Origin of the sequence: Allobosea sp. LC85, assembly GCF_000735605.1 — a bacterium.
Classification (GTDB): domain Bacteria; phylum Pseudomonadota; class Alphaproteobacteria; order Rhizobiales; family Beijerinckiaceae; genus Allobosea.
Genome location: NZ_JPKG01000007.1, coordinates 132473 through 159381, shown reverse-complemented (window position 1 = coordinate 159381; position 26909 = coordinate 132473). Strand labels below are relative to the sequence as shown.

Genomic DNA, 26909 nt, shown 5'->3' with positions numbered 1-26909 from the left:
CGTCGGACCTTCGCCTCAATTGGCGAGGTTGACGCCCCACATCCGCATCTTCGACTGCCACGGCTGGAAATCGCGCACGCGCTTGGAATGCGCGATCACGTCGAGGCCGTTGAAGTAGATGACCAGCGGCACCTCTTCGATCATGCGCTTGTGCAAATCGTCGAAGAGCTTCTGGCGCTCGGCCTTGTCCGAGATGACCATCGACTTGTCGATCAGCGCCTGCGCTTCGGCATTGTCCCAGACCTTGCGCGGCTGCTTGTCCTTCGGCCCGGCGAACTGCTCGAACCCGAGCGCGGGGTCGAAGCGCGCCGAATAGGAGAAGGACTGCATCTGGTAATTGCCCTTGTTGTAGCGATCGAGCTGGGTCGCCCAGTCCAGGACCTCGATCTCGGCATTGATGCCGGCAGCCTGCATCATCGCCTGAGCCACGACGGCGGCCGGGAAACTCGGCACGGTCGGGCGCTTGTTGGCGACGATCGAGATCTTCTCGCCCTTGTAGCCGGCCTCCTGGAGCAGCTTCTTCACCTTGGCCGGGTCATAGCTGAAGCCCTGCTTCTCGACGGGGCCGAAATAGGCCGAGCTCGGATAGATCGCCGAATTGTTCGGCGTGCCGAGATTGCTCGAGGCCGCGGCGACCAACTCGGTCATGTCGAGCGAGGCGGCGATGGCCTGGCGCAGCTTGACGTTCTTCATCAGCGGGTCGCGCGTCTGGAACAGGAAGGTGTGGCGCACGGCGTTCGGAGCGATCTTCACGTCGAGCTTGGGATTCTTGCGCAGCTCCTCGACGTCGCTCGGGAGGATTTCGGCCATGTCGATGGCGCCCGAGGTCAGTCCGGCCTTCACCGTCGCGGGATCGCGGACGACCAGGAACTTCACGTCCTTGATGAGCGTCTTCTTCAAACCGATATAGCCATCGCGCTTGTCGCCCTTCGCTGACGCATAGCCGTCGAAGGCGGTCATGGTGAAATACTCGCCGCGCTTCCACTCGCCGATCTTGAACGGTCCGGTGCCGACTGGCTTGTCCCAGGAGCCGTCGGCCTTCAGCGAGTCCTTGTGGATGACGGCGGCCATGGCGCAGTCGGTGCGCGCCAGCGCGTCGAGGAAGAGCGCGCTGGGCGAGTTGATGCGCATCACGACGGTGTTGGCGTCGGGAGCTTCGATCGCCTCAACCTTCAGGCCATTGCGCCCGTCGAATTCGGACAGGCAGCGCCACTCCGTTTTCGGATCCATGTAGCGGTTCCAGCTCCAGACGACGTCGGCCGAGGTCAGCTCCGCGCCATTGTGGAACTTCACGCCCTTGCGCAGGGTGAAGGTGTAGGCCTTGCCGTCGGCCGACATCTCGACCTTTTCGGCGAGAAGCGGCCCAACCGTGCCATCTTCGGCATAACCGACCAGCCCCTCGACGAGCTGCAGCACGAAATCATCCGTGTTGTCGTCGCGGTTCACGCCGGGATTGGAGCTGCGGATATCGGCAGCGACCGCGACCGTGACGGACTGGGCGGCGGCCGGACCAGCTACGAGAGCTGAGGTCGCCAGTGCGAAGGCCGAGGCATAGATGCGGTTCATGTCGATGTCCCTGTTGTCGTCGTTCTTCTTGGTTTTGAGATGTGCTGGCCCGGGCCTATCTGGCGCGGGCCAGGGATAACGCGTCAGTTGGCGAAGCTGACCTCCCAGAGCCGCGGCTTTCCAGCGACCCAGGGGGCAAAGCCACGCAGCTTCCTGGAGACCCCCGCCGTGTCGACCTGATTGTAGAGGAAGATCAGCGGCGCCTCGGCGAGCATCAGCTTGTGCAGCTCGTCGAACAGCTTCTGGCGCTCGGGCGGATCGCCGACGAGCGTCGCCTTCTCGATCAGCTCGTCAGCACGCCGGCTGTCCCAGGCCTTGGACGGGAATGTGTCCTTGGGGCCGCTGAACTGGTTGTAGCTCTGGGCAGGATCGATGCGGGCGGAATAGCTGAAGGACATCATCTGGAAGTTGCCCTTGGCGTATCGGTCGAGCTGGGTCGCCCATTCCAGCACCTCGATCTCGCTGTTGATGCCGGCGGCCTGCAGCATGGCCTGGGCCACGACCGCGGCCGGGAAGCTCGGCACCGTCGAGCGCTTGTTGGCGATCAGCTTGATCGGCTGGCCCTTGTAACCGGCCTCGGCGAGCAGCTTCTTCACCTTGGCGAGGTCATAGCTGTAACGCTGGCGCTGCACGTCGCTGTAATAGGGCGACGAGACATAGATCGCCGAATTGTTGGTCTTGCCGAGCTCGTTCGAGGTGTGCGCGACGATCTGGTCGAGATCGAGCGCGGCCGCGATCGCCTGGCGCATCCGGACATCGCCCAGCAAGGCATCGCGCGTCTGGAACAGGAAGGCGTGCTTCGTTGCGCTCGGGGCGCTCATGACCTCGATATTGGGGCTCTTCTTCATTTCCGGCATGTCGGAATCGGGAATGTCCGCGACATGCAATGCGCCCGACATCAAGCCGGCCTTGATCGTGGCGCCATCGGCGATGGAGAGGAACTTGACCTCCGGCACCAGGGCCTGCTTGCGGCCGACATAGCCGTCGCGCTGCTCGCCGGGAGGCGAGACATAATCGTCGAAGCGCTTCAGCGAGACGAACTCGCCGCGTCGCCATTCGCCGAGCGTGAACGGGCCGGTGCCGATCGGCCGGTCCCAGCTGCCATCGGCCTTCAGCGAATCCTTGTGGATGATCGCGACCATGGCGCAATCCGTGCGCGCCATGGTGTCGAGGAACATCGCGCTCGGCTTTTCCAGCTTCATGACGAAGGTCGACGGATCGGGTGCGTCGACGCTCGTGACCTTCATGCCGGTCCGGCCGTCGAACTCCGCCCGGCAGCGCCAGTCGGTCTTGGCGTCCATGTAGCGGTTCCAGTTCCACAGCACATCGGCCGAGGTCATGACCGCGCCATTGTGGAACTTCACGCCCTTGCGCAGCGTGAAGGTGTAGGTCAGGCCGTCGGGCGAGACCGCGATCGACTCCGCCAGCAACGGCGCGACCGCGCCGTTCTCGCGGTAGCCGACCAGACCCTCAACCATATGCAGCACGACGGCATCGGTATTGTCGTCCCGGTTGACGCCCGGGTTGGTTGAACGAATGTCGGCATTGAGCGCGACATTGATCGTCGATTGCTGCGCCAGGACCGGCGCAGCAACAAGGGTCAGGGCAACAGCCAGGGACGCCTTCGGGCTCACGTCATTTCCCCTTCAGCACGGTGAGAGGCACAGCATCCGCACGGTGGCGGGTCAGCGTTTCCGCCAGGAACTCCTCGACGCGCGGCACGGCCTTGACGCCGTCATGCGGCATGTTCGGCACCAGATCGAACCGCACCTTGACCCCCGCGGCCTCGAAGGAGCGCTGCAGGCTGGCGAGCCGCTCAGGGCGCGTCCTGCCGGCATGGTTGGCGTCCGGCATCCAGTTGCGGCCGCCCTCCTTGTGGGTGATTTCCCAGGTCTCCAGATCGGCAGCTCCGACGATCATCTGGACCGGCACCTTGGCCAGGGCGGCCGTGTCGATCTCCTGTCCGAACAGCGATGCAAAATTGCGCGTGCCGACCCACCAGTCGCGCGTCGGATCAAGCAGCGTGACCGAACCCGGTGCGCCGATGCAGGCGGCCCAGAGGCGGTCGGGATGCAAAAGCATGAAGCGATGAGCGAAGTGCCCGCCGCCGGAATAACCGAACAGGGCAAAGCGCTTGAAGTCGAGGTCATAGCGCTCGCCGATCTCGTCGACGATCGCAAGCAGTGCGTGATCGTAGCGGATGTCGGCTTCGCGCATGTATTTGAAGCCATCACGATAGCCATCGCCTCGCACCCCGACCGGGAAGAGCGGCGCGAGCACGATGCAGTTGTTCCAGCGCGCGAACTCCGCGAAGGCGTCGCGATAGGTGATGAAGCTGCGGCCGGTGCCATGCATGGCGACGACCAGTGCCGGCGGCTCGCCGCCCTGCCCCAGCGACGGCGGCACATAGAGGCAATAGGCAAAACGGGGATCATGCCGGCTGGCGAAGACCGTGGTCCGGTCCATGTCGTAGAGCGCGGCAGCCTTGTCGGCCTTCTTGGCCTCGGGCGCCTCACGCGTCGCAGTCATCACAGCCATCGGATATCCTCTATTGGCTATTAAATTGGCGCCAATTATGTTGCACGTTGAATTGAGGCTTGCAAGCTTGCTTCGGTCGCTCCGCCCGGTAGCGAAATCGCGGCAAGATGCGCTAGAGCATGCTGCGAAAAAGTGGCAACGGTTTTTCGCATTAAGCGTGCTCTAAACTATTGGATTCGATCACGTTTTCTGCGTTTGGACGATTTCGCCAAACGCGGCGTGATCTAGGGGATGACGATGACCACCGTGAAGCGTAGGCCGAAATCGAAACACGCCCTGGCTGGAGAGATCGCGGAAGCGATCAAGCTCGGCCAGTTCCGCTCCGGCGAGTGGCTCCGCCAAATCGACATCGAGCAGAAATTCGCCGCGACGCGCTTCGATGTCCGCACCGCGCTCGACGAACTCGTCGTCCGCAAGGCGATCGAGCATGTCCCCAACCGGGGCTACCGCGTGGCCGAGATCGATCGAGAGACCCTGCGCCATATCCGCTCTGTCCGGATCGTGATCGAGACCTCGACCGCCGACGCGATCGTCAGCCGGATGACGCCGGCAACCCTCGCGACGCTTCGTGGCCTCGCCGAGGAGTTCGGCGTTGCGGTACGCGAGGGCACGCGCGCCGACCAGAGCCGGGTCAACGCCGAATTTCACGAAGCGATGTATCATCTCAGCGGCAACCCCGTGCTGGAGGAGCTGATCTGGAACCTGCGTGATCGCGGGCGCGGGTCGAATGTGACGGTATGGACCTCGCACGAGTCGCTGCTGCGCAGCGACCGCGACCATCACGCCATGCTCGAAGCCATCGAGAAGCGCGACGTCGCGCGCCTCTCAGAGTTGATCGCGGCTCATATTCTCAAGGATGCCCCCGAGAGCGAGCTGCGGGACCGTTAGTCCGCGACGCTGACTTCCCAGAGCCTCGGCTTGGACAGGATCGAGGACTGGTAGCCCTTCACGCGCTTCCCATAGACGCCGGCATCGAGCCCATTATAGAGCATGACCATCGGCACCTGGGCGATGAAGCGCTTGTGCAGCTCGTCGAACAGCTTCTGGCGCTCGGCTTTGTCCGAAACCACCATCGACTTGTCGAGCAGGGCGAGCGAGTCCGGGTCGTCCCAGACCTTGCGCGGCTGGGTCGCCTTCGGACCGGCGATCGACTCGAAGCTCAGCGCGGGGTCGAGGCGGGCCGAATAGGGAAAGGCCTGCATCTGGTAGTTGCCTTTGCTGTAGCGGTCGAGCTGCGTCGCCCATTCCAGCACTTCGATCGTGACATTGATTCCGGCGCCCTGCAGCATCTGCTGCGCGATCACGGCGGAATCGAAGCTCTGCGGATAGCGCTTGTTGGCCAGCATCACGATCGGCTCGCCCTTGTAGCCGGCTTCCTGGAGCAGTTTCTTCGCGGCTGCGACATCGTGCTTGTAGCCCTGTTTCTGCACCGGCCCGTAATAGGACGACATCGCAGGGACAATCGAGTTGTTCGGCTTGCCGAGCCCGTCCGTGACGGCAGAGACGATCTCGTTGACGTCGAGCGCCGCAGCAATCGCCTGGCGCAGCTTCTGGTTCTGCAGCAACGGATCGCGCGTCTGCAGCAGCAGGCCGACCAGGCCCATGTTCGAGACGAGCGAGACCTCGACCTTGGGGTTCTTGCGCAACTCTCCGACTTCGGCATTGGCGACGTCGGGGATAATGTCGATATCGCCACGCAGCAATGCGGCTTTGGCGGTGGAGCTGTCCGGGATGATCAGGAAGCGGACTTCATCGACCAGCGGACGCTTGCCACCGGTATAGCCATCGATCTTGCCGGGAAGGCTGGCGTAGTCGGCATTGCGTACGAGCCGGATATATTCGCCGCGGCGCCATTCGCCGAAGCTGTAGGGCCCGGTGCCGATCGGCTTGTCGAAACTGCCATCTGCCTTCACCGAATCCTTGTGGAGGATCGCGGTCATGGCGCAATCGGTGCGGGCGATGCTGGCGAGGAAGAGCGAGCTCGGCTTGTCGAGCTTGAAGACGACCGTCGAAGCATCAGGCGCCGTCACGGATTCAACCTTGACCCGCCCTCGCCCGTCGAACTCCGAAAGGCAGCGCCATTCGGTCTTCGGGTCCATGTAGCGGTTCCAGCTCCAGACTACGTCGGCAGCGGTCAGCGGCGCACCATTGTGGAACTTCACTCCCTTGCGCAGGGTGAAGGTGTAGCTCAGCCCGTCCTCGGACGGCGCGACCTTCTCGGCCAGGAGCGGCTTGACCTCGGCATCCTCGCCATAGGCGACGAGGCCCTCGACCATATGCAGCACGACGGCGTCGGTGTTGTCGTCCCGGTTCACGCCTGGATTGATGCTGCGGATATCGGCGTTGAGATGCGCGCGAATGCTCGTCGGCGCCGCGAGCGACGGGCCGAGACCCGCCAGCAGCGAGGTCATTGCCGCGCCGGCAAGGGCTGCTGCTGCAATCGGTTTGAAAGCCATGTTCGATCCCCTCCTGTTTTTATTAGCATGATCGCGTCGGGCCGCCCTCTACGGCTCCGACGCATGCAAAGAATTCACTCGGCGGCTTCGGCCAGCGTCACCGGAGCGTCAGTCAGGCTGTAGCGGGTGAACTGCCGGTTCAGAGCCGGCAGCGGGGCCACTTCCATGATGCCCTTCGCCGGCTGCATGATCACCATCGAGACCGTGGCCGAGAGATTGCCGGTCTCGTTCGGACGCGGCGGGCGGCAGACCGCATAGGGTGACAGGAAGTCGTCGAAGAACGCGTTCTTGAGATCGGCGACGCTGAGCTTGCGGCCGGCATCGTCGAGCAGCTTGCGGACGCGCCAGTCACGATAGAAGCTCTCCGGCACACGCGGAATGCCGGTGTCCTTGATCTTGGTGAGTGCGATCGAGCCCACCCAATGGTTGGCATGAACGATCAGGCCGTCGGCAGGGTAGATCGGGAAGGCCTCATCCGGAGCGCATTCGAAGTCGATGGCGAAACCGGCGACCGTCGAGAGCATCATGTTGTTCGAGCAGGCCTTCGGCGTCGTCGCCACGGCCTTCATCGCCATGGCGAAATGCTCCTGCTCCAGCACCTTGCGACGGATCAGCGCCAGTGGCACGCCGGCCTGGGTGAAGTCGCGCTCCGACTCCAGATAGTTGGCGGTGATCGAGACACCGGCAGCGTTCATGCCGCAGCGAGCGAGACCGCCAGCCTCGACAAAGGTCAGGAAGTCCGGACCGTCATCGCGACGCACGCGCAGCACGATGGCGGTCTCGGCGCATTCCGCCTTCCAGTCCCAGTTCTGGCCATGAATGAGTTCGCCCGTCGCGCTGCGCTCCGGCAGGATGACGGCGCCAGTGCAACCATCGTCGAGCTCCTCGCCGGCCTCGACGGGCTTGGCTTTCTCGAGCCGCGCCTTGGCCATGACTTCGGTGCGGGCATTGACCATCACGATGTCTTCGAGCGTGACGCCGGCGCCGTCGGCGATGCCGCGCATCTCCTCGACATAATGGGCGCCGAAAGCCTCGATCTCGCGAGCGAATTCGGCGATCAGCCGGGATTTGGCAACCGTATCGTAGCCGAGATCGACAAGTTGGCCGCCATAGAGCTCGATGCTGCGCTTGACGCGCGCGGGAACCGCGGCGCCATGCTGCCGGCCGCGCTCATAGGGCGATCCCGAAACATCGATGAATGGAAAGGGCTCAACCATGGACCTAATCTCCGCGCCGGCTCTGGCGCCCGGCTAACAGTTAATGTATTTCATCACGCAGTAAGACAATCAAGAGGAATCTCATGGCCGAACCGACCCGGCTCCAACAGGATCTGGCCGAGCGCATCATCCAGTTGGCGCGCGAAGACGGTCTCGCGGCGGGTGCATGGCTGAACGAGAACAATCTGGCCAAGCGCCTGAATGTCTCGCGCACCCCGGTTCGGGCCGCGCTCAGCCATCTCGAAGGCCAGGGGATCGTGCTTCGCCATCCCAACAAGGGCGTCGAGTTGGTCAGTGCGCTTCCCATCCCGGCAGACAGTGGCGGCTCGCCCGACGAGACAGACCTCGCCCTGGTCAGGATCGCACGCGATCGCGAGAGCGGCGCGCTCGGCGACGACGTTTCCGAGCTGGAGCTGATGCGCCGATACGAGATGGCGCGACCGGAAATCCAGCGCACTCTGAAGCGCCTGGCCGAACTGGAGATGGTGGAACGCAAGCCGGGCTATGGCTGGCGCTTCCTGCACGAATCCTCGGATTCGTCACTGCGAATGGAGCGCTATCGCTTCCGCATGCTGCTCGAACCCATGGGTTTTCTCGAGCCAGGCTTTCGCCTCGATGAGCACTGGGCAACCGAGATGCTGAGGCGGCACCGCCAGACCCTGACCCAGCCCTGGCGCGAGTCCTCCAGCGTCGCCTTCTACGAAATGAACGCAGCCTTTCACGAAGGCCTTGCAGCCGCATCCGGCAATCGCTTCATCCACTCTGCCATACGCCGGGAAAACCAGATGCGGCGACTCTCCAATTATGATTGGGGCTCCGGAACCGAACGGGTCCAGGTCAGCTGCGTCGAGCACATCGAGATCCTCGAGCGGCTGCTAGCGGGAGATCGGGAGATCGCCTCCGTCCTGATGCGCCGGCACTTGCAGCGCGCTAGCGAACTCAAGCGAAGAGCCCGGCAGCCGCCGCCCAACGCTGGGTAGCGGGACATGCGGAGCGATATTGTCTTTCCTACGAAATAAAGACAGTATCTCTCCTCGCCAATGGCGCGCCCGTGACGGGACCGCCCCCGCCCGAGGATCGCTTCATGTCAGTCACCGCCCTTCGCAGCGAAACCGACCGCAGCAATGCGCCGGATGCCTTCTGGATGCCGTTCACGCCGATGCGTGGCTTCAAGCACGAGCCGATGCTGTTCGAGCGCGCCGAGGGCATGCACTACTTCACGCCCGAGGGGCGCCAGGTCCTCGACGCGATGGCTGGCCTCTGGTGCGTCAATGCCGGCCACGGTCAGCAACGCATCGTCGATGCGATCCGCGAGGCGGCGGGGCGCCTCGACTTCGTCTCGTCGTTCAAGATGAGCCATCCGGCCGCACAGGCCTATGCGGCGCGGCTGTGCGATTTCGCGCCCGCCGGGCTCGATCACGTCTTCTTCGTCAATTCCGGCTCCGAGGCGGTCGATACCGCCCTCAAGATCGCGCGGGCCTATCACCATGCACGGGGCGATGCACGACGCACCAAGCTGATCGGCCGCGCCAAGGGCTATCACGGCATGGGCTTCGGCGGGCTCTCCGTGGCAGGCCTCGGCCGGCATAAGCGCGGCTTTGGGCCGCTGCTGCCGGAAGTCGCCCATCTCGCCCTGCCCTATGATGCCGGCATGGCGTTCTCGCGCGGCCAGCCGGAAACCGGCGTGGCCTATGCCGAGGAACTCGAGCGCGTTCTCGATATGAACGACCCGGCCAGCGTCGCTGCCGTGATCGTCGAGCCGGTGACCGGCTCCGGCGGCGTCTACCCGCCACCGAAGGGTTATCTCGAACGCCTGCGCGCGATTTGCGACAAGCATGGCGTGCTCCTGATCTTCGACGAGGTCATCACGGGCTTCGGACGCCTCGGTGCGCCCTTCGCGGCGCAGGCGTTCGGCGTGACGCCCGACCTCATCACCTGCGCCAAGGGCATGACCAATGGCGCCGTGCCGATGGGCGGTGTCATCGTCTCGAACACGGTCTACGATGCCTTCATGGCCGGCCCGCCCGAGGTGATCGAGCTGTTCCACGGCTATACCTATTCGGCCCACCCGCTCGCCTGCGCCGCAGGGCTCGCCACGCTCGATGTCTTCGCCGAACAGGGCATTGTGGCACGCGCGAAGGTCGCCAGCACTCACTGGCAGGAGCGTGCGCTGGCGCTCAAGGGCGCCCCGCATGTTGCCGACATCCGCAGCATCGGCCTGCTCGGAGCCGTGGAGCTGACGCCACGGCCAGGGCAGCCCGGCGCGCGCGGAGCGGCCTGCGCCAAGGCCTGCTATGAGGCAGGGGTACTGATGCGCGGGTCCGGCGACACGATTGTGCTGTCGCCGCCGCTCATCGTCTCGGAAGGCGAGATCGACCTGATCTTCGCGACTATCGCGACAGCCCTGCGCAGCATCGACTGATGCATCGGCCCGAGACGTGAATTGCGGTTTTCGGACAAGTTGATGCAAGCCTAGAGGGTTAGATCATTGAGCCGGATGCGATATCCGGCCCGATGATCTCGTGCCGCAGTTCCTCAGGACTTGATCGCGACCTCCCAGGCCCGCGCGCGCGACTCCCATGGCACGAAACCGGAGACGCGCGCGGTCGAGGCCCAGGCTTCGATCGAGTTGAACAGCATCACCAGCGGCACGTCGTCGATCATCCGCTTGTGCAACTCGTCAAAGATCTCCTGACGCTCGGCCGGGCTCTCGATCTTCGAGGCCTTGTCGAGCAGCGCGATCACGGCGGGATCGTCCCAGACCTTGCGCGGCTGGTTCGCCTTCGGACCGGTGAAATGCTCGAAGCTCAGCGCCGGGTCGAGCCGCGCCGAGTAGGAATGAACCATCAGCTGGTAATTGCCCTTGAGGAAGCGATCCATATGGGTCGCCCACTCCACGACATCGATGTCCGAGTTGATGCCGACAGCCTGGAACATCGACTGCAGCACGACAGCGATGTTGAAGCTCGGCGCCGATTTGCGGTTATTGGTGGTGATCTTCAACCGCTCGCCCTTGTAGCCGGCCTCGATGAGAAGCTTCTTCGCGCGCGCCGGATCGTAGCCGTGCGAGAGGTTCTGCACGTCGCTGTGATAGGCCGACTTGGCATGGATGGTGGAGTTGTTCGGCTGCACGCCGAGATCGGAAACGATTGCGACGAGCTGGCGGAAATCGATGGCCGCCGCCAGCGCCCGGCGCATTGCCGGCGTCCTGAAGACCGGGTCATTGGTCTGGAAGAGAAGTGCGTGGCGCGCCGCCGTGGTTGCGGTCTGGACCGTAATGCCGGGAGCCTTCTTCAGCTCGGCTACATCCGAGCCCAGCACTTCGGCGATGTCGATCTGGCCTGCGATCAGGCCGGCCTTCACCGAGGCGGCGTCCGGAACGACCAGGAACCTGACCTCCGGGACGAGCGGCCGCTTGCTGCCGGCAAAGCCGTCGAGGCCGCCTGCAAGCGACTGGTAGCCCTCGAAACGGGTCAGGCTGATCTGCTGGCCCCGCCGCCACTCGCCGAACTTGAACGGTCCGGTTCCGACCGGCGCCTTCCACGACCCGTCCGGATTGAGTGAATCCTTGTGAATCACCGCGGCGCTGCCGCAATCGGTGCGCGCGAGCGAGAACAGGAAGAGCGCATTGGGCTCGTTGATCCGCATCCGCACCGTGGTTGGCGATACGGCTTCGACCGCCTCGACCTTCAGCCCGTTGCGGCCGTCGAAATCGGCAAGACAACGCCATTCCGTCTTCGGATCCATATAGCGCTGCCAGCTCCAGACGACGTCCGCGGCCGTCAGCGGCGCGCCGTTGTGGAAGGTCAGTCCCTTGCGCAGTTCGAAGGTGTAGCTCAACCCGTCCGGAGAGGTCTCGACCTTCTCGGCCAGCATGGGGCCGACCGTGCCGCCTTCGCGATAGGCGACCAGCCCTTCGACCATGTGCAGGGTTACGGCGTCAGTATCGTCGTCGCGGTTGACGCCGGGATTCGTGCCGCGAATGTCGGCCTTGAGGGCAATGGTCAGGGTTTGCGCGGCGACCGGGGCGCTCGCCAGCGCTGCAAGCAGCACTGCCGTCACGATGCGGGCACGTGAAGTACGTCTCATGAACAAGGACCTCCCAGCCCCGTGTCAGGCCGCAGCCGCGACGGCGACCGGATCGCCGGAAAGGCTGTAGCGGGTGAAGTGTCGGTTGAGCGCGGGCATCGGCGCCACTTCCATGATGCCAAGCGCAGGCTCCATCACAATCATCGCGACGCTGGCCGTCAGGTCGCCGGTCGCTCCGGCCCGTGGCGGGCGACAGACGGCATAGGGCGACAGGAAGTCGTCGAAGAGTGCGGCCTTCAGATCCTCCCGCGTCAGGAAACGCTGCGGCTTGCTCAGCAGTCGCCTGACGCGCCAGTCGCGGTAGTGACTGTCAGGCGACGAGTTGAAGCCGGTATCGCGCAGCTTGGTGAGCGCCACCGGACTGATCCAGTGATTCGCGTGCACGATCAGTCCATTTTCCGGATAGACCGGAAAGGCCTCGTCCGGGGCGCATTCGAGATCGATGGCAAAACCGCGATCCTGGCTCAGCATCATATTGGTCGAACAGGCCTTCGGCGTGGTCGCCACGACCTTCATCGCCAGCGCCAGGTGCTCCTGCTCCAGCGCCTTGCGGCGAACCAAAGCGAGCGGAACGCCTTCCTGGCGGTAGTCACGGTCACTGCGCAGATAATTGCCGGTCACGCAGATGCCGGCCTCGTTCATGCCGTGGCGACCGAGACCGCCCGCCTCGACGAAGGTGAGCAGATCGGGACCGTCCTGCCGGCGCACACGCAACACGATCGCGGTCTCGGCGCATTCCGGCTGCCAGTCCCAGTTCTGGCCCTGGATGATGCCCCCGCTCCAGCTTCGCTCCGGCAGGATGATGGCGCCCGTGCAGCCATCAGCCATCTTCTCCTCGTCCTCGTCATCCTCATCGATGGGGCGAGAGGCGAGCAGGCGTGCCTTGGCGACGATCTCCGTCCGTGCATTGATCATGATGATCGCCGAGAGGTCGAGTCCGGCCCCGTCGGCGATGCCGCGCATTTCCTCGAGATAGGCCTCGTCGAAGGCCGCGATGCCGCGACTGAACTCGGCGATCAACGCTTCACGTTCACCTGGTTGCGATCCGAGCTTGTCGAGTTGGCCGGCATAGAAACCTGCGCTGCGATGCACGCGATCCGCAACTGCCGCACCATGCTGCCGCCCTCGTTCATAGGGCGACCCAGACACCGAGACGAAGGGAAATGGCGCAATCATCCACAGGCTCTGTGTTTTTTAATTGAATTATATACACTGGACCATCGCCAAACCTTATTGTCAATGGCAAGAAAGGGAAGCTTCGGAGACGCCCACGTGTCGAGCGGACTGCATCGCGAAATCATTGGTGACATCCTGCGGCTCGGTCGGGACGAAGGATGGGCGGTCGATGCCCCGGTCGGGGAAAAGCCACTGGCCGCGCGCCTGGGCGTTTCGCGAACGCCTGTGCGCCGCGCCCTGATCGATCTCAGCGAACGCGGCATCCTGCGGCGGGTCCTCGGCTCGGGCTTCAAGCTCAACCGCCCGATCGATGCCGCGGTCATCGCGGAATGCAGCAATGATGCCGCCGGCGGCAAGGAACTCTACCGGAAGATCCTGAACGACCGGGCCGCGGGCCTGATCCCGCTATCGGTGACCGAGAACGCCTTGCTCGCGCATTTCGGCGCATCGCGTGGCGATTTGCGGCGCGCCTTGCTGCGCCTCTCGGCCGAAGGAATCGTCCAGCGCCAGCGCGGCCATGGCTGGCAGTTCTCGGAAAGCCTGGATAACCCGCAGGCCATCATCGAGAGCTATGCTTTCCGCGAGGCAGTCGAGACCGCGGCGCTCAGCCAGCCCGATTATCGCGTCGATGGCGCCACCCTTGAACGGATGCGCAATGCGCATGAAGCGCTGATGCGCAAGCCCGCCTCCGAGATCGCCCCGGACATGTGGTTCCAGGTGAATGCAGAATTCCATGAGACGCTCGCCTCCTGGTCGCGCAACCGCTTCTTCCTGCAGGCGGTCAAGCGCCAGAATGCATTGCGTCGCATGCATCAGTTCGTCGATTTCCCGCAATTGACCCCCGAGCAGATCAAGCAGTCCTGCGAGGATCATCTCGCCATCCTCGATGCCCTTGCGGCAGGCGATCGCCCGCGCGCCGTCGCCCTGCTCTCGGCCCATCTGAGCCAGGCGGCACAGGACTGGCACAATCAGAACTAGAGGCGCATGCGCGCCTTTGCCCAAACGGAGCGCCGTACGCCGGGGCTTGGCTTTTCCTTCGGTCTTCTCGATGGTTCGGACGCCGCTCCTGAAGGGCGGCAATGCCCGCGCCTCCCTTTTGCCAGCAGGACGCCATGTCTGATCGCAGGAATATCGGCACTTTCGACTATGTCGTGATCGGTGCCGGGTCGGCGGGCTGCCTGCTCGCGAACCGGCTGTCGGCCGATCCATCCAAACGCGTGCTGGTGCTGGAAGCCGGCGGCATGGACGACTGGATCTGGTTCCACGTCCCGGTCGGCTATCTCTACGCGATCGGCAATCCGCGTGCCGACTGGCTGTTCCAGACCGAGCCGCAGGCGGGCCTGGGCGGGCGGGCGCTGGCCTATCCGCGCGGCAAGGTCGTCGGCGGCTGCTCGGCAATCAACGCGATGATCTACATGCGCGGTCAGGCGGCCGATTATGACGGCTGGCGGCAACTCGGCCTGCAGGGCTGGAGCTGGGACGACGTACTGCCCTATTTCCTCAAGCACGAGGACCATATCGCGCCGCCGGCCGGCGGATTGCATCGCTCCGGCGGTGAGTGGCGCGTCGAGAACCCGCGCGTGCGCTGGGCGATTCTCGATGCCGTCCGCGACGCGGCGCAGGCGGCGGGCATCGCCAAGATCGACGACTTCAACACCGGCGACAATGAAGGGTCGGCCTATTTCCAGGTCAACCAGAAGCGCGGCCGGCGGGTGAGTTCCTATCGCGCCTTCCTGGTTCCGGCGCTGGGCCGCTCCAATATCCGGTTGGAAACCCATGTGCTGGTCGAGCGCATCATCATCGAAGACGGTCGCGCCCGTGCGGTCGAGTTCATCCATCAGGGTGAGAAGCTGCGGGTGGAGGTCCCCGGCGAAGTCGTGCTGAGCGCCGGCGCGGTCGGCTCACCCGCCATTCTCGAACGATCAGGCATCGGCGACGGCGAGCGGCTTCAGGCTCTGGGCATCGAAACGCAGCGCCATCTGCCGGGCGTCGGCGAGAACCTGCAGGACCATTTGCAGATCAGGCCTGTCTACAAGGTGGAGGGCGTGCGCACGCTCAACAGCGACTACGCCAAACTCTGGCGCAGGCCGCTGATGGCGCTGGAATATGCAGCGCTGCGCACCGGGCCGCTGACCATGGCGCCGTCGCAGGTCGGCGCCTTCGCCAAATCCTCGCCGGACTACGCCACGGCCAATCTCGAATTCCATTTCCAGCCGCTCTCGCTCGATAAATGGGGCGATGGGCTGCACCCGTTCGGCGCCTTCACCGCCAGTGTCTGCAACCTGAGACCTTCGAGCCGTGGCAGCGTGCATCTGAAGAGCACCGACGCCAGCGACGCTCCCGCGATCTCGCCGAACTATCTCGCAACGGATGAAGACAAGCAGGTCGCGGTCGATGCGCTGAAGCTCGCGCGCCGCATCGTCGCGCAGCAGCCGCTCGCATGTTTCAAGCCCCAGGAACATGTGCCTGGTCCCTCGGTGACGTCGGATGCGGAACTTCTGGAGGCAGCGGGCCGGCTCGGCACCACGATCTTCCACCCCGCCGGAACCGCCAGGATGGGACGCGACGACGATGCCGGCGCCGTGCTCGACGAACGCCTGCGCCTGCGCGGCGTCGACGGCCTGCGGGTCATCGACGCTTCGGCCATGCCGCGCATCACCTCGGGAAATACCGCCGCCCCGACGATGATGATCGCGGAAAAGGGCGCCCAGATGATCCGGGACGATGCCCGAGGGCGTTGACGTCATCGCCGAGCGGGGGTCGGCCGTCAGCCCGGCATGGGCGCTCAATCGGCCTCCAGGACTGCTTGCCTGCGGAGCAGGCTGATCTCACGGCCGCTTCATTTCGACGCGATCGGGAGCCGGCTCGCTCCCTCGCCCGATACCAGGGCAAGCTCGCTCTCGTCCTTGAGATCGACACCCGTCAGCGCGCGCCTGAGCGCTTGCCGCGCGAGCCAGGCCAGCTTGAAGGCAGCGTGTTCGAAGGTGAGCCCGCCCGGGCGGATGTTCGAGACGCAGTTGCGCATGGCGTCGCTGAGTCCGCGCCGTGGCGCGAAGGTGAGATAGGCCCCAAGCGAATCCGGCGAGGACAGGCCGGGTCGCTCGCCGATCAGCACCGCGACGAGGCGTGCGCCCAGCGCCTCGGCCGCCTCGTCGCCCAGCGCGACGCGCGCCTGGCTCGCGATCACGACCGGCGCGAGTTTCAGATCCTGCTGCTTCAGGAATGGCAGCATGGCGGCGATGAGCGGCGCGGCATTCTGCTGGACTGCGGTCGAGGACAGGCCATCGGCGACGACGAAGGCGAAATCGAACGCACCACGCCGGGCTGCCAGCACCGCCTGCCCCTCGGGAGAGAGGCGCCGGCCGAGATCGGGCCGCCGCAGATAGAGATCACGCGAGGGCGCAGCGCTCTCAACCTGCACCGTCTCCAGCGCGAGTGCTGCGAGATCGGCCGCGACCTCCTCGGGGCGGAACGGGATATGAACCGCGTCGCGCGCCTGCGCATGGGCAAGGCCGAAGCGCAGGACCTCACGCGTCGGCAGGGAGGCTCCCGCACGGCCGAGCGCGATGCGGGCCGGCGTCAGCCGCGTCAGCGCGGCCCAGCGCTCGTCGGGCGGGAGCATGTCGTCGCCGCTCACGCCGCCTTCCCCTGCATCGCGGCCAGCAAGGCCTGCCCGCCCCGCCCGCTGCTCAACCGCCCGGCCTCGTCCGTGATGTCCATGCGCCGCAGCCAGGCCTCGAACTCGGGCGCGCGCCGAAGCCCGAGCACCTCGCGGATATAGAGTTGATCATGGAAGGAGGTGGACTGGTAATTCAGCATGACGTCGTCGGCGCCGGGCACTCCCATGACGAAATTGACACCAGCGGTGCCGAGCAGGGTCAAGAGCGTGTCCATGTCGTCCTGATCGGCCTCTGCATGGTTGGTGTAGCAGACGTCGCAACCCAACGGCACGCCCATGAGCTTGCCGCAAAAATGATCCTCCAGCCCGGCGCGAATGATCTGCTTGCCGTCATAGAGATATTCCGGGCCGATGAAGCCGACGACCGTGTTCACCAGCAGCGGCTCGAAGGGCCGGCAGACGGCATAGGCGCGCGCCTCCAGTGTCTGCTGGTCGACGCCGTGATGGGCGTCGGCCGAGAGCGCGGAGCCCTGGCCGGTCTCGAAATACATGACGTTGTCGCCGACGGTGCCGCGCTTCAGCGACCGCCCTGCCTCCAGGCCTTCCCTGAGCACCGACAGCGAAATGCCGAAGGATTCATTGGCCTTCTGCGTGCCGGCGACGGACTGGAAGACGAGATCGACCGGTGCGCCTTGCCCGATCAGCGCGATCGCACTGGTGACATGGGTCAGCACGCAGCTTTGCGTGGGAATCTCGAAGCGGCGGATCAACTCGTCGAGCAGGCGGACGAGATCGCCGAGCACCGGCAGGGAATCGGACGCCGGGTTGATGCCGATCACGGCGTCGCCGCAGCCATAGAGCAGCCCGTCGATCGTCGAGGCGAGGATGCCGGCGGCATCGTCGGTCGGGTGGTTCGGCTGCAGGCGTACCGCCATCGTGCCGGGCAGGCCGATCGTGTCGCGGAAGCGCGTGACGACCCGGCATTTTCGGGCAACGAGGATGAGGTCCTGGTTGCGCATCAGCTTGGAGACGGCGGCTGCCATTTCCGGCGTCACACCCGGCGCGATGGCGGCCAGGACCTCCGGTGTCGCCCTCTCCGAACAGAGCCAGTCGCGGAACTCGCCAACCGTCAGCGACGCGATCGGTGAGAAGGCTGCCGCATCATGGGTATCGAGGATCAGACGGGTGACCTCGTCCTCCTCGTAGGGTACCAGCGCTTCGCTGAGGAAGGTTCGCAAGGGCAGGTCAGCGAGCGCGATCTTCGCCGCCATGTTCTCTTCCATGCTGGCGGCTGCAATGCCGGCCAGCATGTCGCCGGAACGGAGCGGTGTCGCCTTCGCCATCAACTGCTTCAGATCGGCGAAGACATGCACATGCCCTCCGACCGTGACGCGGTGTGTCATCAACCTGTCCCCCGGATCCTGGCCGTTCGAGTGTGGGAGCGGCCGCGCCGGAGCGCAAGCCGCGCCCATGCAGGGCCTATGCCGGCCTGGCGTAGGCCTCGATCGTATCGAAGAGCTTGCGCGGAATGGTGATGCCCCCGGTCGCCGTGCGGGCGCGGGCCGCGGCACGACGCTCGCCCGGCAGGCGAGCCCCTGGCTGGCCCGCCACCGCATCGAACAGGCGCTCGAGGCGGGACGAGGCGCCCTCGCCCGCCAGTTCGCCGGGGTCGATCGCGATGAAGAACTGGCCGGTGCGTGGTGAGCCGCCGAGATTATCGGCGAAGGAGGACGCATCGATCGAGAGGCTGGCTCCGGTCAGCCAGGCTGCGAAGATCTCGACGATCAAGGCGAGGCCCGCGCCCTTGTAGCCGCCGGACGGGACCATCGAACCGCCGGCAAGCGCCGCCTTGGGATCGGTCGTCGGGTTGCCGTCCCTGTCCAGCGCCCAGCCGAGCGGGATGGCCTCGCCGCGCTGCTGGTGCACGACGATCTCGCTCTTGGCGACGACGCTGGAGGACTGGTCGAGCACCAGCGGCTCGCGTCCCGCACGCGGCACCGCAAAGGCGATCGGATTGGTGCCGAACACCGGCCGTGCACCGCCCGCAGGCGCGATCGAGGCCGGGGCATTGACGAAGCCTAAGGCCAGCAGCCCGTTCTGGGCGATGCGCTCGACATGATAGCCGACCACGCCGCAATTATACGAGTTGGTGATGGCGAGCGCGGCAATGCCCTGCGCCTTTGCCGCCTCGCACAAGGCCGGCAGGCCGAAATCGATCGCCGGATGGGCAAAACCCGCCTTGGCATCGACGCGGACCAGGCCCGGCTTCGGACTATCGAGCACCGGGCGCGCCTTGCCGTCGATCTTGCCGACGCGGGCGTGCTCGCAATAGGTCGGCAGGCGTGCGAGGCCGTGGCTGTGCACGCCCTCGGCTTCCGCCGCGACGACCGAGGCCGTGATCGGCGCTTCGTTGCGTGGATCGACGCCGCAGGCGAGCAGCACGCGCCGCGTCAGCGCCTCGACCTGGGCGAGCGTCAGATGCACGCCGTCAGCAGGACTATGCGTGTTCATGCCGCCTCCTCCTTGGCCTGTTCGGTGCCATAGAACCGGGACGCTGCCTGCGGAGTCACCAAACCGTCGGCGAGGTCCTTGGCGAGGCGCTTCGGATCGCGGCGCGCCGGATCGCCGAAGCCGCCGCCGCCGGAGGTCTCGATGGTGACGGTGTCGCCGACCTTCAGCGGGATGCCTGAGACCTTGGATTGCAGTGAGAGTTTCGAGCCGTCCGCGCGCGTCACGATGGTGCGGCTGAGCGAACCGGGTTCGCCGCCCCCGATGCCGTAGGGCGCATGCCGGAAGCGCTCGAAATTGGTCGAGAGCGAGCCCTCGGCCGCGTCCAGCCGCCATTCCCGCACGAGGCCCAGGCCACCACGGAACTCACCGGCGCCGCCGGAATCCGGGACCAACCCGTATCGGGTGAAGGTCACCGGATACTTGGCCTCGACCATCTCGATCGGTGCATTGGTGTTGTTGTGCAGGCCGCAGGAGAGCGCGCTCGCGCCGTCGCCCCTGGCATGCCCGCCCCAGCCGCCGACCTCGATGTCGAAATAGACCTGGCGCTTGCCCTTCGGGTTCGTCGTTTGCAGGGCGTAGACATAGGAGATCGCGTAATAGGCCGCCGGGATGCGCTCGGGCATGATCTGCGCCAGCGCCCCGAAGACGGCGGTCGCGATGCGATGATTGACGACCATGCGGCCGGCGACCGGCGCCGGGAAGGCCGCATTGACCACGCTGCCTTCCGGCAGCTTCACGGTGACAGCGCGATAGCAGCCGGAATTGGCCGGGATCTCGCCGCCGAGTGCGGCCAGCAGCGCGTAATAGACGGCCGAGCAGGTCATCGCGGGCGTGTTGTTGACCGGCCCCCTCACCTGCGGGCTCGACCCCTCGAAATCGAGCGTGATGGTCTCGCCCCGCTTGATGATCTTCACCGCAAGCCGGATCGGCTCTTCCGACTGGCCGTCATCGTCGACCAGTTCGACGAAGGAGGTTTCGCCGTCGGGAAGCGCCTTCAGCGCGGCGCGCAGCATGCGCTCGGAGCCGTCGAGGATGGCCGACATCGCGGCTGCGAGCGAGCCGGAACCGTATTTCCGCGCCATGCGCGCCACTGCCCGCTCGCCGATGCCGAGCGCCGCGATCTGCGCGTTCAGGTCGCCGCGCGTCTCGTCGGGCTGCCGTACATTGTGCAGCAGCATCTCGAAGACGCCGGCATTGAGCACGCCCCTGTCGACGAGGCGCAGCGGCGGGATGCGGATGCCTTCCTGGAAGATCTCGGTCGCGTTGGCATAGTAGCTGCCGGCCGCACCGCCGCCGACATCGACATGGTGGCAGAGCGTGCCGACGATGCCGACCCGCTCGCCATCGACGAAGACAGGCCGGAAGGTCTGGATGTCCGGCAGATGCTGGCCGCCGGAATAGGGATCATTGGTGACGATGACGTCGCCGTCGTTCCACTGGTCGAGCGGAATGAAGCGGTCGAGGATGGTGCGCAGGCAGTCCGACATCGAGTTCAGGTGAACCGGGATGCGGGCCGACTGCGCAATGTTGCGGCCTTGCGCGTCGAAGACGGCGGTGGAGAAATCGAGGATCTCGCGGACCACGGTCGAGCGGCTGGTGCGCCAGATCGTGATGCTCATTTCCTCGGCCGCAGCGACCAGCGCATTGCGGATGACTTCGAGGCGGACGGGGTCGATGCCCTTCAAGGTGTCGCTCATGGTGTCAGGCCTCACTGCGCGGTGATGCGGTCGGCGATCAGGGCGCCGGCGGAATGGGTGACGATGCTCCAGCCGGCCGGCAGGTAGATCGAGGTGTAGGGTTCTTCGACGACCGCGGGGCCGCTGACGGGATCGGTGGTCCCGATCGCGTCGCGCTCCCAAACCGGCGTGTCGACAGCGGCTCCCCGACCATGGACCGGGCGCGCATGCGCGGCCGGTTTCGCCGAGCCGGCGACGCGGCGCGCAGGCACGGGCTTGGCCAGCGCGCCGACGGCCTTCAGCCGCAGGGCGACGATTTCGACCGGGACCTCGGGCTCGTCATAGGAGAAGCGCTGCTTGTGCAGGGCGTGGAAGGCCGCGCTCGCCTTGGCGACACCTGCGGCTGAGAAATCAGCCTCGTCCAGCGGCACACGCAGGTCGAAGGCCTGCCCGGCATAGCGCAGGTCGACGGCCCATTCGAAGCGCCGCGCCGCGGGCGCGACACCGTCTTCGGCGAGCAGGGTTTCCGCCTCCGTGACAAGGCGGGAGGCGGTCGCTCCCAAATCAGGCCCGAGTTCATCGAACAGGCCGATCTGCGTGGCGCTCAGGTCATGGGCGATGTCGGACCAGAGGATCCCCCAGGCCGAGAGCGTCGAGGCATGGGCCGGGAAGATGACACGGCGGATGCCGAGTTCCTCCGCCACCTCACAGGCATGCACGCCGCCAGCGCCGCCGAAGGACAGCATGGCGAAATCCTCGGGGTCGAGCCCCTTCTCGAAGAGCGAGAGCCGGATCGCCATGGCGAGCGCGGAATTCGCGACGTCGATGACGCCGGCCGCAGTGCTGTCGACGGAGAGCCCAAGCGGCGTTGCCACGGTTTCGGCGGCGCGGCGCGCGGCCTCGCGGTCGAGCGGCATCGTCCCGCCCATGAAGCTCTTGCCGTCGAGGCGACCGAGCAGGAGATTGGCGTCGGTCACCGTCAGCGCAATGCCGCCCTTGCCATAACAGGCGGGGCCGGGATCGGCGCCGGCGCTGTGCGGGCCGATGCGCAGGCGATTGCCGTCGTCGACCCAGGCGATCGAGCCGCCGCCGGCGCCGATGGTGCGCATTTCGATCATCGGCAGCCGCACAGGCAGGCCGTCGACCTCGCCCTCATTGACCATCGAGACCACGCCGTCATGGACCACGGAGACGTCGAAGGAGGTGCCCCCCATGTCGACCGCGACGAGATTGGGCTCGCCGAGCTCGGCCGACAGGCGCCTGGCCGCCGCGGCACCGCCGCTGGGTCCGGAGAGCAGCAGGCGGGCCGGCTCGCGCCCGGCCTTGGCGAGGCCGGACACGCCGCCATTGGACTGGACGAGGTAGACCTGCGTCTGCGGCACCTCCTCGGCGAGGCGCCCGGCGAGACGGTCGGTATAGCTCTGGACGATCGGCACCAGCAGCGCGTTCAGCGCCGTGGTCGACATGCGTTCATATTCACGGATCTCGGGTGAGATCTCGCTGGCGAGCGAGATGGCGACGCCCGGCAGCATGTCGGACAGGATCTCGCCGACGCGACGCTCATGGGCCGGGTTGGCATAGGCGTGCAACAAGCAGACCGCGACCGATTTGACGCCGGCCCTGGCGAGCTCGGACGCGATCCGCCGAACGCCCTCTTCCTGGAGCTTCGCAATGATTCGCCCATCCGCACCGACACGCTCCTCGACACCGAAGCAGAAGCGGCGGGCAACCAGCGGCTCCGGCTGCTCCAGCGTGATCGCGTAGACGTCCTTGCGGCCATGCCGGCCGATCTGCATCACGTCCTCGAAGCCGGCCGTCGTGACCACCGCCCCGAGCGGCAGCTTGCGCTCCAGCACGGCGTTGGTCGCGATGGTCGTTCCGTGCAGCAGGTACTGTACTGCCTCCAGCGGGAAGCCAAAGCGCTCCGACGCCTGCCGGATGCCGGTGAGGAGACCGACGGACGGGTCCTTCGGCGTACTCGGCGTCTTGATCTGGTGGATGGCGCCGGTCCCGGCATCGAGGATCTCGATATCGGTGAAGGTGCCGCCGATGTCGACGGCGATGCGGATATCCTGTTCCATCAGGCAAGCTCCAGGGTTCCCGCTCGCGCCGCGAGCAGGCCAGGTTCGAAGAGTGGGCGTTTCGGCGCGGCGGCGGGCCTGCCCGTCCGCCTTCAGTATCCGGCCGGACTAGCGGCCTGCTTCACGACAGCTCGAGACCATGCGGCCTCCTTTGTCCGGCGGTCTTCGTTTGACCAAGGTGGTCATTTGACGAACGTCTTGGCGAGGCCGGAGGTCCGGTCCACCACGAGAACGACGACGAGCGTGAGCACGACGAGCAGCACGGACAAGGCGGCGACCAGCGGATCGGCCTGCTGTTCGACGCGGTGATACATCGCGACCGGCAGCGTCGAAATGCGCGGGCCGGTCATGAAGAGCGAGAGCACGACCTCGTCGAAGGAGACGAGGAAGCAGAGCGCCGTGGTGCCGACGATGCCGGAACGCATCATCGGCAGGGTGACGCGCCGAAACACCGTCAGCGGCGAGGCGCCCAGCGTTGCGGCCGCTTCCTCCACCGGGATCGGCAGGGTGGCGAGAGCGGTCGAGAGCACACGGATGGCGTAGGGCAAGGTCACGACCAGATGCGCTGCAACCAGACCCTGGAAGGTCGCGAGCAGGCCGTATCCGGAAAACACGATCAGGATCGCGAGGCCGAGCACGATCGTCGGCAGCAGCAGCGGCGCGGTGAACAGGCTCGACAGGAATTCCGCTCCGCGCGGCTTGAGCCTGACCAGCGCATAGGCTGCCGGCAGGCCGATCAGCAGGCTGAGCACGGTCACCACGAAGGCGAGCAGCAGGCTCGTCCAGAAGGCGGAGACCATCTTCCCGTCAGCGAAGATCGCCGGGTACCATTTGGTGCTCCAGCTCGATGGCGGGAACATCATGTAGCTGTCGCCGGAGAACGAGATCGGCACGACGACGATCAGCGGTGCCAGCAGGAAGACGAACATCGCACCGGCGAGGATCTTCAGGGCGGGAGAAATCGGGCGTTCGTCCATGATGTCCTCCCCCTCACATGATGGCGCGCAGGGCGCGGGTATAGAGCACGAGCGCACCGCCGAAGATGACGAGCACGAGGATCGAGAGCGTCGCGGCGAGCGGCCAGTTCAGTGTCACGATGGCCTGGTCGTAGATCTCGGTCGCGAGCAGGAAGACGCGGCCGCCTCCGAGCAGCTTCGGCGTGATGAAGGACGAGACAGCCAGCACGAAGCAGAGCAGCGAGCCGAGCGCGATGCCCGGCAGGGTCAGCGGCACGACGATATGGCGAAACACCTTCCAGGGCGGTGCGCCGAGCGTGGAGGCAGCCTCCTCGACCCGCGGATCGAGCCGGCCGAAGCCGGCAAGCAGAGCGAGGATCATGTAGGGCATCAGGATCTCCGTCAGCCCGATCACCACGCCGGTCTTGTTGAACATCAGCTTGAGCGGCGCGATGCCGATGGCACCGAGCGCATTGTTGACGAGCCCGTTCTCCGACAGGATCGCGACCCAACCATAGGTCCGCACCACCGCCGAGGTCAGCAGCGGCGAGATGACCAGCACCAGCAGGATCGTGCGCCATGTGCCGCTGGAGCGATGAAGATAGAGGGCGATCGGATATGAACAGACCAGCGTCATCAGCGTGATGCCGAGGCTGACCAGGATGCTGTTGAGAATGAGCTCGGCGTAGAAGCTGTCGCGCAGCACCGAGATCCAGGTCGCGAGCGTGTAGACCTCGACCATCGCGCCCGTCGCCTGCGACTCGTAGAACGACATGCGCAGCAGGTTGAAGACCGGTGCAAGGAAGCCGAAGGCGTTCACGAGCGCGATCGGCAGGAGCAGCAGCACGACCAGCGGCAGGCCGCTGCTCCGCTCCGCGGCCGGCATCGGGGCCGCCATCGCTGCGGCTGGCGCAACCGCGCTCATGCTGCCGCTCCGTAGACGAAGATGTCCTGCGGTCGCCAGGACAGGGTCACCGGGCGGCCCGGCTCGATCACGCTCTCGCCGCCGCGGGTCGCGAGCTCGACCGAGACGATCTGGCCGCCGACATCGACGTCATATTGCAGGATGTCGCCGGCGAAGATCGCGCGGGCGACGGTGCCCGTGACCTGCTGGCGCGCGGGATCTGTTGCTGCAGGAGAGGCCGGCGAAAGGCCGAGACGGTGCGGGCGGATCATCACCTGCACCGGCCCCTCGAGGCCGGCGGGGGCCGCGATGCGCTGGCCGGCGAATTCGGCCGCGCCATTGCGGGCGACCGCTGTCAGGCGATTGCTGCGGCCGACGAAGCTCGCGACGAAGGCCGTCTTCGGCGCCTCATAGAGTTCGACCGGAGTGCCGAGCTGCTCGAGCCGGCCCTGGTTCATCACCACGACCTTGTCGCACATGGTCAGCGCCTCGACCTGATCATGCGTCACGAAGATCGCGGTGATGCCAAGGCGCTTCTGGATGTCGCGGATCTCGTTGCGCATCTCGTCGCGCAGCTTGGCATCGAGATTGGAGAGCGGCTCGTCGAGCAGCAGGATCGATGGACGGATGACGAGTGCACGCGCCAGCGCCACCCGCTGTTGCTGGCCGCCGGAGAGCTGACCCGGCCGGTGCTCTTCCTTGCCGGTGAGATGAACGAGCGCGATCGCCTCCTTCACCCGCCTGGCGATCTCGCCCTTGTCGACCTTGCGCATCTCGAGGCCGAAGGCGACGTTGCGCGCCACGCTCATATGCGGGAACAGCGCATAGCTCTGGAAGACCAGCCCCATGTCGCGGCGATGCGTCGCGACTTCGGTCAGGTCGCTGCCGCCGACGACGATGCGCCCGGAGGTCGCAGGCACGAGGCCCGCAATCATCCTCAGCGATGTCGTCTTGCCGCAGCCCGAGGGGCCGAGGAAGGCCACGAGCTCGCCCTTCGGCACCTCGAGATCGAGAGTGTCGACCGCGACGAAGTCGCCGTAGCGCTTGGTCAGGCTCCGGATCGAAAGGAAGCCCTCTGGTGCATCGGTTCGGCTGGTCATGGTCGACATCCTCCTTTGGCTCAGCGGCTCAGCGGGATCACCTTGCGGCGCCACTGGTCCATGATCGGCTCGCGGACCTTGGCGAGAGCGATCCAGTCCACAGGGATGACCTTGTCCATCGACTTCACTGCCGTGCGCTCGATCGCGGCCTCCGAGATCTGCGCCTTGGCGTTGGTCGGCGCGTAGAACATCGCTTCCGTGAAAGCCTTCTGCGCCTCGGGGCTGAGCGCGTAGTTGATGAACTTTGCGCCGGCATCCTTGCCGGGGCCGCCGGCGACCTGGTTGATGGTGTTGATCTGGAAGACACTGCCCTCCTTCGGCAGGGTCGCACCGAGCTTGCCGTTCGAGGTGTCGATGTTCACCTGCGCACGGGCATTCCAACCGGCGCCGATCGTCGCCTGACCGGAGATGATCGTGACATAGACCTCGGGCTTCGGCTCCCAGGTCTGGACGTTGGGCGCGATCTCGCCGAGCGCGGCGATGCCCTTGTCGACATTCTTGAGATAGTCGGTGCCACCGCGCGCCTTGTCGGTGATCAGCACAAGCGAGAGGCCCTGGATGTCGGGCATCCCGGGGATTGCGACCTTGCCGGCGAACTTCTTGTCAGCGAGATCCATCCAGGATTTCGGCGTCTCCTTCACCGTATCGGTGTTGTAGAGCAGCACGAGGTTGTCGAAGGTCACGGCGACGCCGTCGACATCGGCGATGCGCGCACTGGGGTAGAGATCGGCGACGTTGGGGGTGTTCTTCTCGTCGATCTTGGTCAGCAGCTTCTCGTCGGTCGCAGCCTTGGAGACCGAAACGTCCATGATGACGACATCGGCCTGCGGCGCGGCCTTCTGGGCACGCAGGTTACCCAGCATCTGGGCCGAGTTCGGCATCGGGAAGTATTCGACCTTGATGCCGGGGTTGGCCTTCATGAAGGGCTCGACCACCGCCTTGGTGTAGCGCTCCTGGAAGAGACCGGAATAGGCCATCACCGTCACGGTCTGCTGGGCCATGGCGGTGCTTGACAGGAGT

At 65.6% G+C, this 26909-nt stretch carries 21 protein-coding genes; 5 read left to right on the top strand and 16 right to left on the bottom strand.

From position 1 onward, the window contains the following. Nucleotides 1-15 precede the first annotated feature (15 nt). The 3 genes from FG93_RS04355 to FG93_RS04345 all read right to left on the bottom strand — a co-directional run bounded on the left by FG93_RS04355 (nucleotide 16) and on the right by FG93_RS04345 (nucleotide 4095). The gene (locus FG93_RS04355) at nucleotides 16-1566 is read right to left on the bottom strand and encodes an ABC transporter substrate-binding protein (protein WP_043232238.1); all 1551 of its coding nucleotides are present in this window, start codon (nucleotides 1564-1566) and stop codon (nucleotides 16-18) included. Nucleotides 1567-1649: 83 nt separating this feature from the next. Then, nucleotides 1650-3200 (bottom strand): ABC transporter substrate-binding protein, encoded by a 1551-nt coding sequence (locus FG93_RS04350; RefSeq protein ID WP_043232236.1) that lies wholly within the window; start codon nucleotides 3198-3200, stop codon nucleotides 1650-1652. A gap of 1 nt (nucleotide 3201) precedes the next feature. Beyond that, the gene (locus FG93_RS04345) at nucleotides 3202-4095 is read right to left on the bottom strand and encodes a hydrolase (RefSeq protein ID WP_043232344.1); all 894 of its coding nucleotides are present in this window, start codon (nucleotides 4093-4095) and stop codon (nucleotides 3202-3204) included. Between the two features lie 240 nt (nucleotides 4096-4335). Between FG93_RS04345 and FG93_RS04340 the strand changes: the two genes are divergently transcribed. Next, a complete protein-coding gene (locus FG93_RS04340) occupies nucleotides 4336-4992 on the top strand; it encodes a GntR family transcriptional regulator (RefSeq protein ID WP_052513365.1) in 657 nt (218 codons plus the stop codon). On the opposite strand, the gene FG93_RS04335 is transcribed toward FG93_RS04340, so the two are convergent. Both FG93_RS04335 and FG93_RS04330 read right to left on the bottom strand, forming a co-directional pair. Further along, entirely contained in the window at nucleotides 4989-6560 is a 1572-nt protein-coding gene (locus FG93_RS04335) for an ABC transporter substrate-binding protein (protein WP_052513364.1), read from the bottom strand. The two genes, FG93_RS04340 and FG93_RS04335, sit on opposite strands and share 4 nt — an antisense overlap. A 74-nt stretch (nucleotides 6561-6634) precedes the next feature. Next, nucleotides 6635-7777: a C45 family peptidase gene (locus tag FG93_RS04330; protein WP_043232233.1), complete on the bottom strand. Its 1143-nt coding sequence runs from the start codon at nucleotides 7775-7777 to the stop codon at nucleotides 6635-6637. A gap of 83 nt (nucleotides 7778-7860) precedes the next feature. Between FG93_RS04330 and FG93_RS04325 the strand changes: the two genes are divergently transcribed. After that, complete coding sequence (locus tag FG93_RS04325; protein WP_043232230.1) at nucleotides 7861-8757, top strand: GntR family transcriptional regulator; 897 nt, start codon at nucleotides 7861-7863, stop codon at nucleotides 8755-8757. A gap of 104 nt (nucleotides 8758-8861) precedes the next feature. Then, entirely contained in the window at nucleotides 8862-10199 is a 1338-nt protein-coding gene (locus tag FG93_RS04320; RefSeq protein WP_043232227.1) for an aminotransferase class III-fold pyridoxal phosphate-dependent enzyme, read from the top strand. Nucleotides 10200-10312: 113 nt separating this feature from the next. Here FG93_RS04320 and FG93_RS04315 read toward each other — a convergent pair whose 3' ends face one another. Together FG93_RS04315 and FG93_RS04310 are read right to left on the bottom strand one after the other, a co-directional pair. Further along, entirely contained in the window at nucleotides 10313-11866 is a 1554-nt protein-coding gene (locus FG93_RS04315; RefSeq protein WP_043232226.1) for an ABC transporter substrate-binding protein, read from the bottom strand. A 24-nt stretch (nucleotides 11867-11890) separates the two neighbouring features. Continuing rightward, nucleotides 11891-13042: a C45 family peptidase gene (locus FG93_RS04310; protein ID WP_043232224.1), complete on the bottom strand. Its 1152-nt coding sequence runs from the start codon at nucleotides 13040-13042 to the stop codon at nucleotides 11891-11893. Nucleotides 13043-13138: 96 nt separating this feature from the next. On the opposite strand from FG93_RS04310, the gene FG93_RS32265 reads away from it, so the two are divergent. Then, nucleotides 13139-14020, top strand: a complete 882-nt coding sequence (locus tag FG93_RS32265; RefSeq protein ID WP_161783770.1) for a GntR family transcriptional regulator — start codon at nucleotides 13139-13141, stop codon at nucleotides 14018-14020. 134 nt (nucleotides 14021-14154) lie between these two features. Continuing rightward, complete coding sequence (locus FG93_RS04300) at nucleotides 14155-15783, top strand: GMC family oxidoreductase (RefSeq protein ID WP_043232219.1); 1629 nt, start codon at nucleotides 14155-14157, stop codon at nucleotides 15781-15783. A gap of 98 nt (nucleotides 15784-15881) precedes the next feature. On the opposite strand, the gene eutC is transcribed toward FG93_RS04300, so the two are convergent. The 9 genes from eutC to FG93_RS04255 all read right to left on the bottom strand — a co-directional run bounded on the left by eutC (nucleotide 15882) and on the right by FG93_RS04255 (nucleotide 26890). Then, nucleotides 15882-16664, bottom strand: coding sequence for an ethanolamine ammonia-lyase subunit EutC (gene eutC, locus FG93_RS04295; RefSeq protein ID WP_043232340.1), 783 nt, complete (start codon nucleotides 16662-16664; stop codon nucleotides 15882-15884). An 11-nt stretch (nucleotides 16665-16675) separates the two neighbouring features. Next, complete coding sequence (locus tag FG93_RS04290) at nucleotides 16676-18064, bottom strand: ethanolamine ammonia-lyase subunit EutB (protein ID WP_043232216.1); 1389 nt, start codon at nucleotides 18062-18064, stop codon at nucleotides 16676-16678. A 76-nt stretch (nucleotides 18065-18140) separates the two neighbouring features. Next, nucleotides 18141-19172, bottom strand: a complete 1032-nt coding sequence (locus tag FG93_RS04285) for an Ldh family oxidoreductase (RefSeq protein WP_043232214.1) — start codon at nucleotides 19170-19172, stop codon at nucleotides 18141-18143. Continuing rightward, complete coding sequence (locus FG93_RS04280; protein ID WP_043232212.1) at nucleotides 19169-20869, bottom strand: hydantoinase B/oxoprolinase family protein; 1701 nt, start codon at nucleotides 20867-20869, stop codon at nucleotides 19169-19171. Before FG93_RS04280 ends, FG93_RS04285 begins: the two co-directional genes overlap by 4 nt. Nucleotides 20870-20880: 11 nt before the next feature. Next, nucleotides 20881-22929, bottom strand: coding sequence for a hydantoinase/oxoprolinase family protein (locus FG93_RS04275; protein ID WP_043232209.1), 2049 nt, complete (start codon nucleotides 22927-22929; stop codon nucleotides 20881-20883). Between the two features lie 182 nt (nucleotides 22930-23111). Next, the gene (locus tag FG93_RS04270) at nucleotides 23112-23906 is read right to left on the bottom strand and encodes an ABC transporter permease (RefSeq protein ID WP_043232207.1); all 795 of its coding nucleotides are present in this window, start codon (nucleotides 23904-23906) and stop codon (nucleotides 23112-23114) included. A 13-nt stretch (nucleotides 23907-23919) separates the two neighbouring features. Then, nucleotides 23920-24810 (bottom strand): ABC transporter permease, encoded by an 891-nt coding sequence (locus FG93_RS04265; protein WP_043232205.1) that lies wholly within the window; start codon nucleotides 24808-24810, stop codon nucleotides 23920-23922. Beyond that, nucleotides 24807-25889 carry an ABC transporter ATP-binding protein gene (locus tag FG93_RS04260; protein WP_043232338.1) on the bottom strand — a complete coding sequence of 361 codons (1083 nt, stop codon included), beginning with the start codon at nucleotides 25887-25889 and terminating at the stop codon, nucleotides 24807-24809. Before FG93_RS04260 ends, FG93_RS04265 begins: the two co-directional genes overlap by 4 nt. A 20-nt stretch (nucleotides 25890-25909) precedes the next feature. Next, nucleotides 25910-26890 carry an ABC transporter substrate-binding protein gene (locus tag FG93_RS04255; protein WP_052513368.1) on the bottom strand — a complete coding sequence of 327 codons (981 nt, stop codon included), beginning with the start codon at nucleotides 26888-26890 and terminating at the stop codon, nucleotides 25910-25912. Nucleotides 26891-26909 lie beyond the last annotated feature (19 nt).

What these genes read in the sequence shown, in the direction of transcription:
- FG93_RS04285 (WP_043232214.1), bottom strand. Translation starts at nt 19,172, where the DNA reads ATGAACACGCATAGTCCTGCTGACGGCGTGCATCTGACGCTCGCCCAG.
- FG93_RS04290 (WP_043232216.1), bottom strand. Translation starts at nt 18,064, where the DNA reads ATGACACACCGCGTCACGGTCGGAGGGCATGTGCATGTCTTCGCCGAT.
- FG93_RS04345 (WP_043232344.1), bottom strand. Translation starts at nt 4,095, where the DNA reads ATGACTGCGACGCGTGAGGCGCCCGAGGCCAAGAAGGCCGACAAGGCT.
- FG93_RS04300 (WP_043232219.1), top strand. Translation starts at nt 14,155, where the DNA reads ATGTCTGATCGCAGGAATATCGGCACTTTCGACTATGTCGTGATCGGT.
- FG93_RS04340 (WP_052513365.1), top strand. Translation starts at nt 4,336, where the DNA reads ATGACGATGACCACCGTGAAGCGTAGGCCGAAATCGAAACACGCCCTG.
- FG93_RS04310 (WP_043232224.1), bottom strand. Translation starts at nt 13,042, where the DNA reads ATGATTGCGCCATTTCCCTTCGTCTCGGTGTCTGGGTCGCCCTATGAA.
- FG93_RS04320 (WP_043232227.1), top strand. Translation starts at nt 8,862, where the DNA reads ATGTCAGTCACCGCCCTTCGCAGCGAAACCGACCGCAGCAATGCGCCG.
- FG93_RS04260 (WP_043232338.1), bottom strand. Translation starts at nt 25,889, where the DNA reads ATGACCAGCCGAACCGATGCACCAGAGGGCTTCCTTTCGATCCGGAGC.
- FG93_RS04280 (WP_043232212.1), bottom strand. Translation starts at nt 20,869, where the DNA reads ATGAGCGACACCTTGAAGGGCATCGACCCCGTCCGCCTCGAAGTCATC.
- FG93_RS04270 (WP_043232207.1), bottom strand. Translation starts at nt 23,906, where the DNA reads ATGGACGAACGCCCGATTTCTCCCGCCCTGAAGATCCTCGCCGGTGCG.
- FG93_RS04265 (WP_043232205.1), bottom strand. Translation starts at nt 24,810, where the DNA reads ATGAGCGCGGTTGCGCCAGCCGCAGCGATGGCGGCCCCGATGCCGGCC.
- FG93_RS04315 (WP_043232226.1), bottom strand. Translation starts at nt 11,866, where the DNA reads ATGAGACGTACTTCACGTGCCCGCATCGTGACGGCAGTGCTGCTTGCA.
- FG93_RS04255 (WP_052513368.1), bottom strand. Translation starts at nt 26,890, where the DNA reads ATGGCCCAGCAGACCGTGACGGTGATGGCCTATTCCGGTCTCTTCCAG.
- FG93_RS04355 (WP_043232238.1), bottom strand. Translation starts at nt 1,566, where the DNA reads ATGAACCGCATCTATGCCTCGGCCTTCGCACTGGCGACCTCAGCTCTC.
- FG93_RS04335 (WP_052513364.1), bottom strand. Translation starts at nt 6,560, where the DNA reads ATGGCTTTCAAACCGATTGCAGCAGCAGCCCTTGCCGGCGCGGCAATG.
- FG93_RS04275 (WP_043232209.1), bottom strand. Translation starts at nt 22,929, where the DNA reads ATGGAACAGGATATCCGCATCGCCGTCGACATCGGCGGCACCTTCACC.
- eutC (WP_043232340.1), bottom strand. Translation starts at nt 16,664, where the DNA reads ATGCTCCCGCCCGACGAGCGCTGGGCCGCGCTGACGCGGCTGACGCCG.
- FG93_RS04325 (WP_043232230.1), top strand. Translation starts at nt 7,861, where the DNA reads ATGGCCGAACCGACCCGGCTCCAACAGGATCTGGCCGAGCGCATCATC.
- FG93_RS04330 (WP_043232233.1), bottom strand. Translation starts at nt 7,777, where the DNA reads ATGGTTGAGCCCTTTCCATTCATCGATGTTTCGGGATCGCCCTATGAG.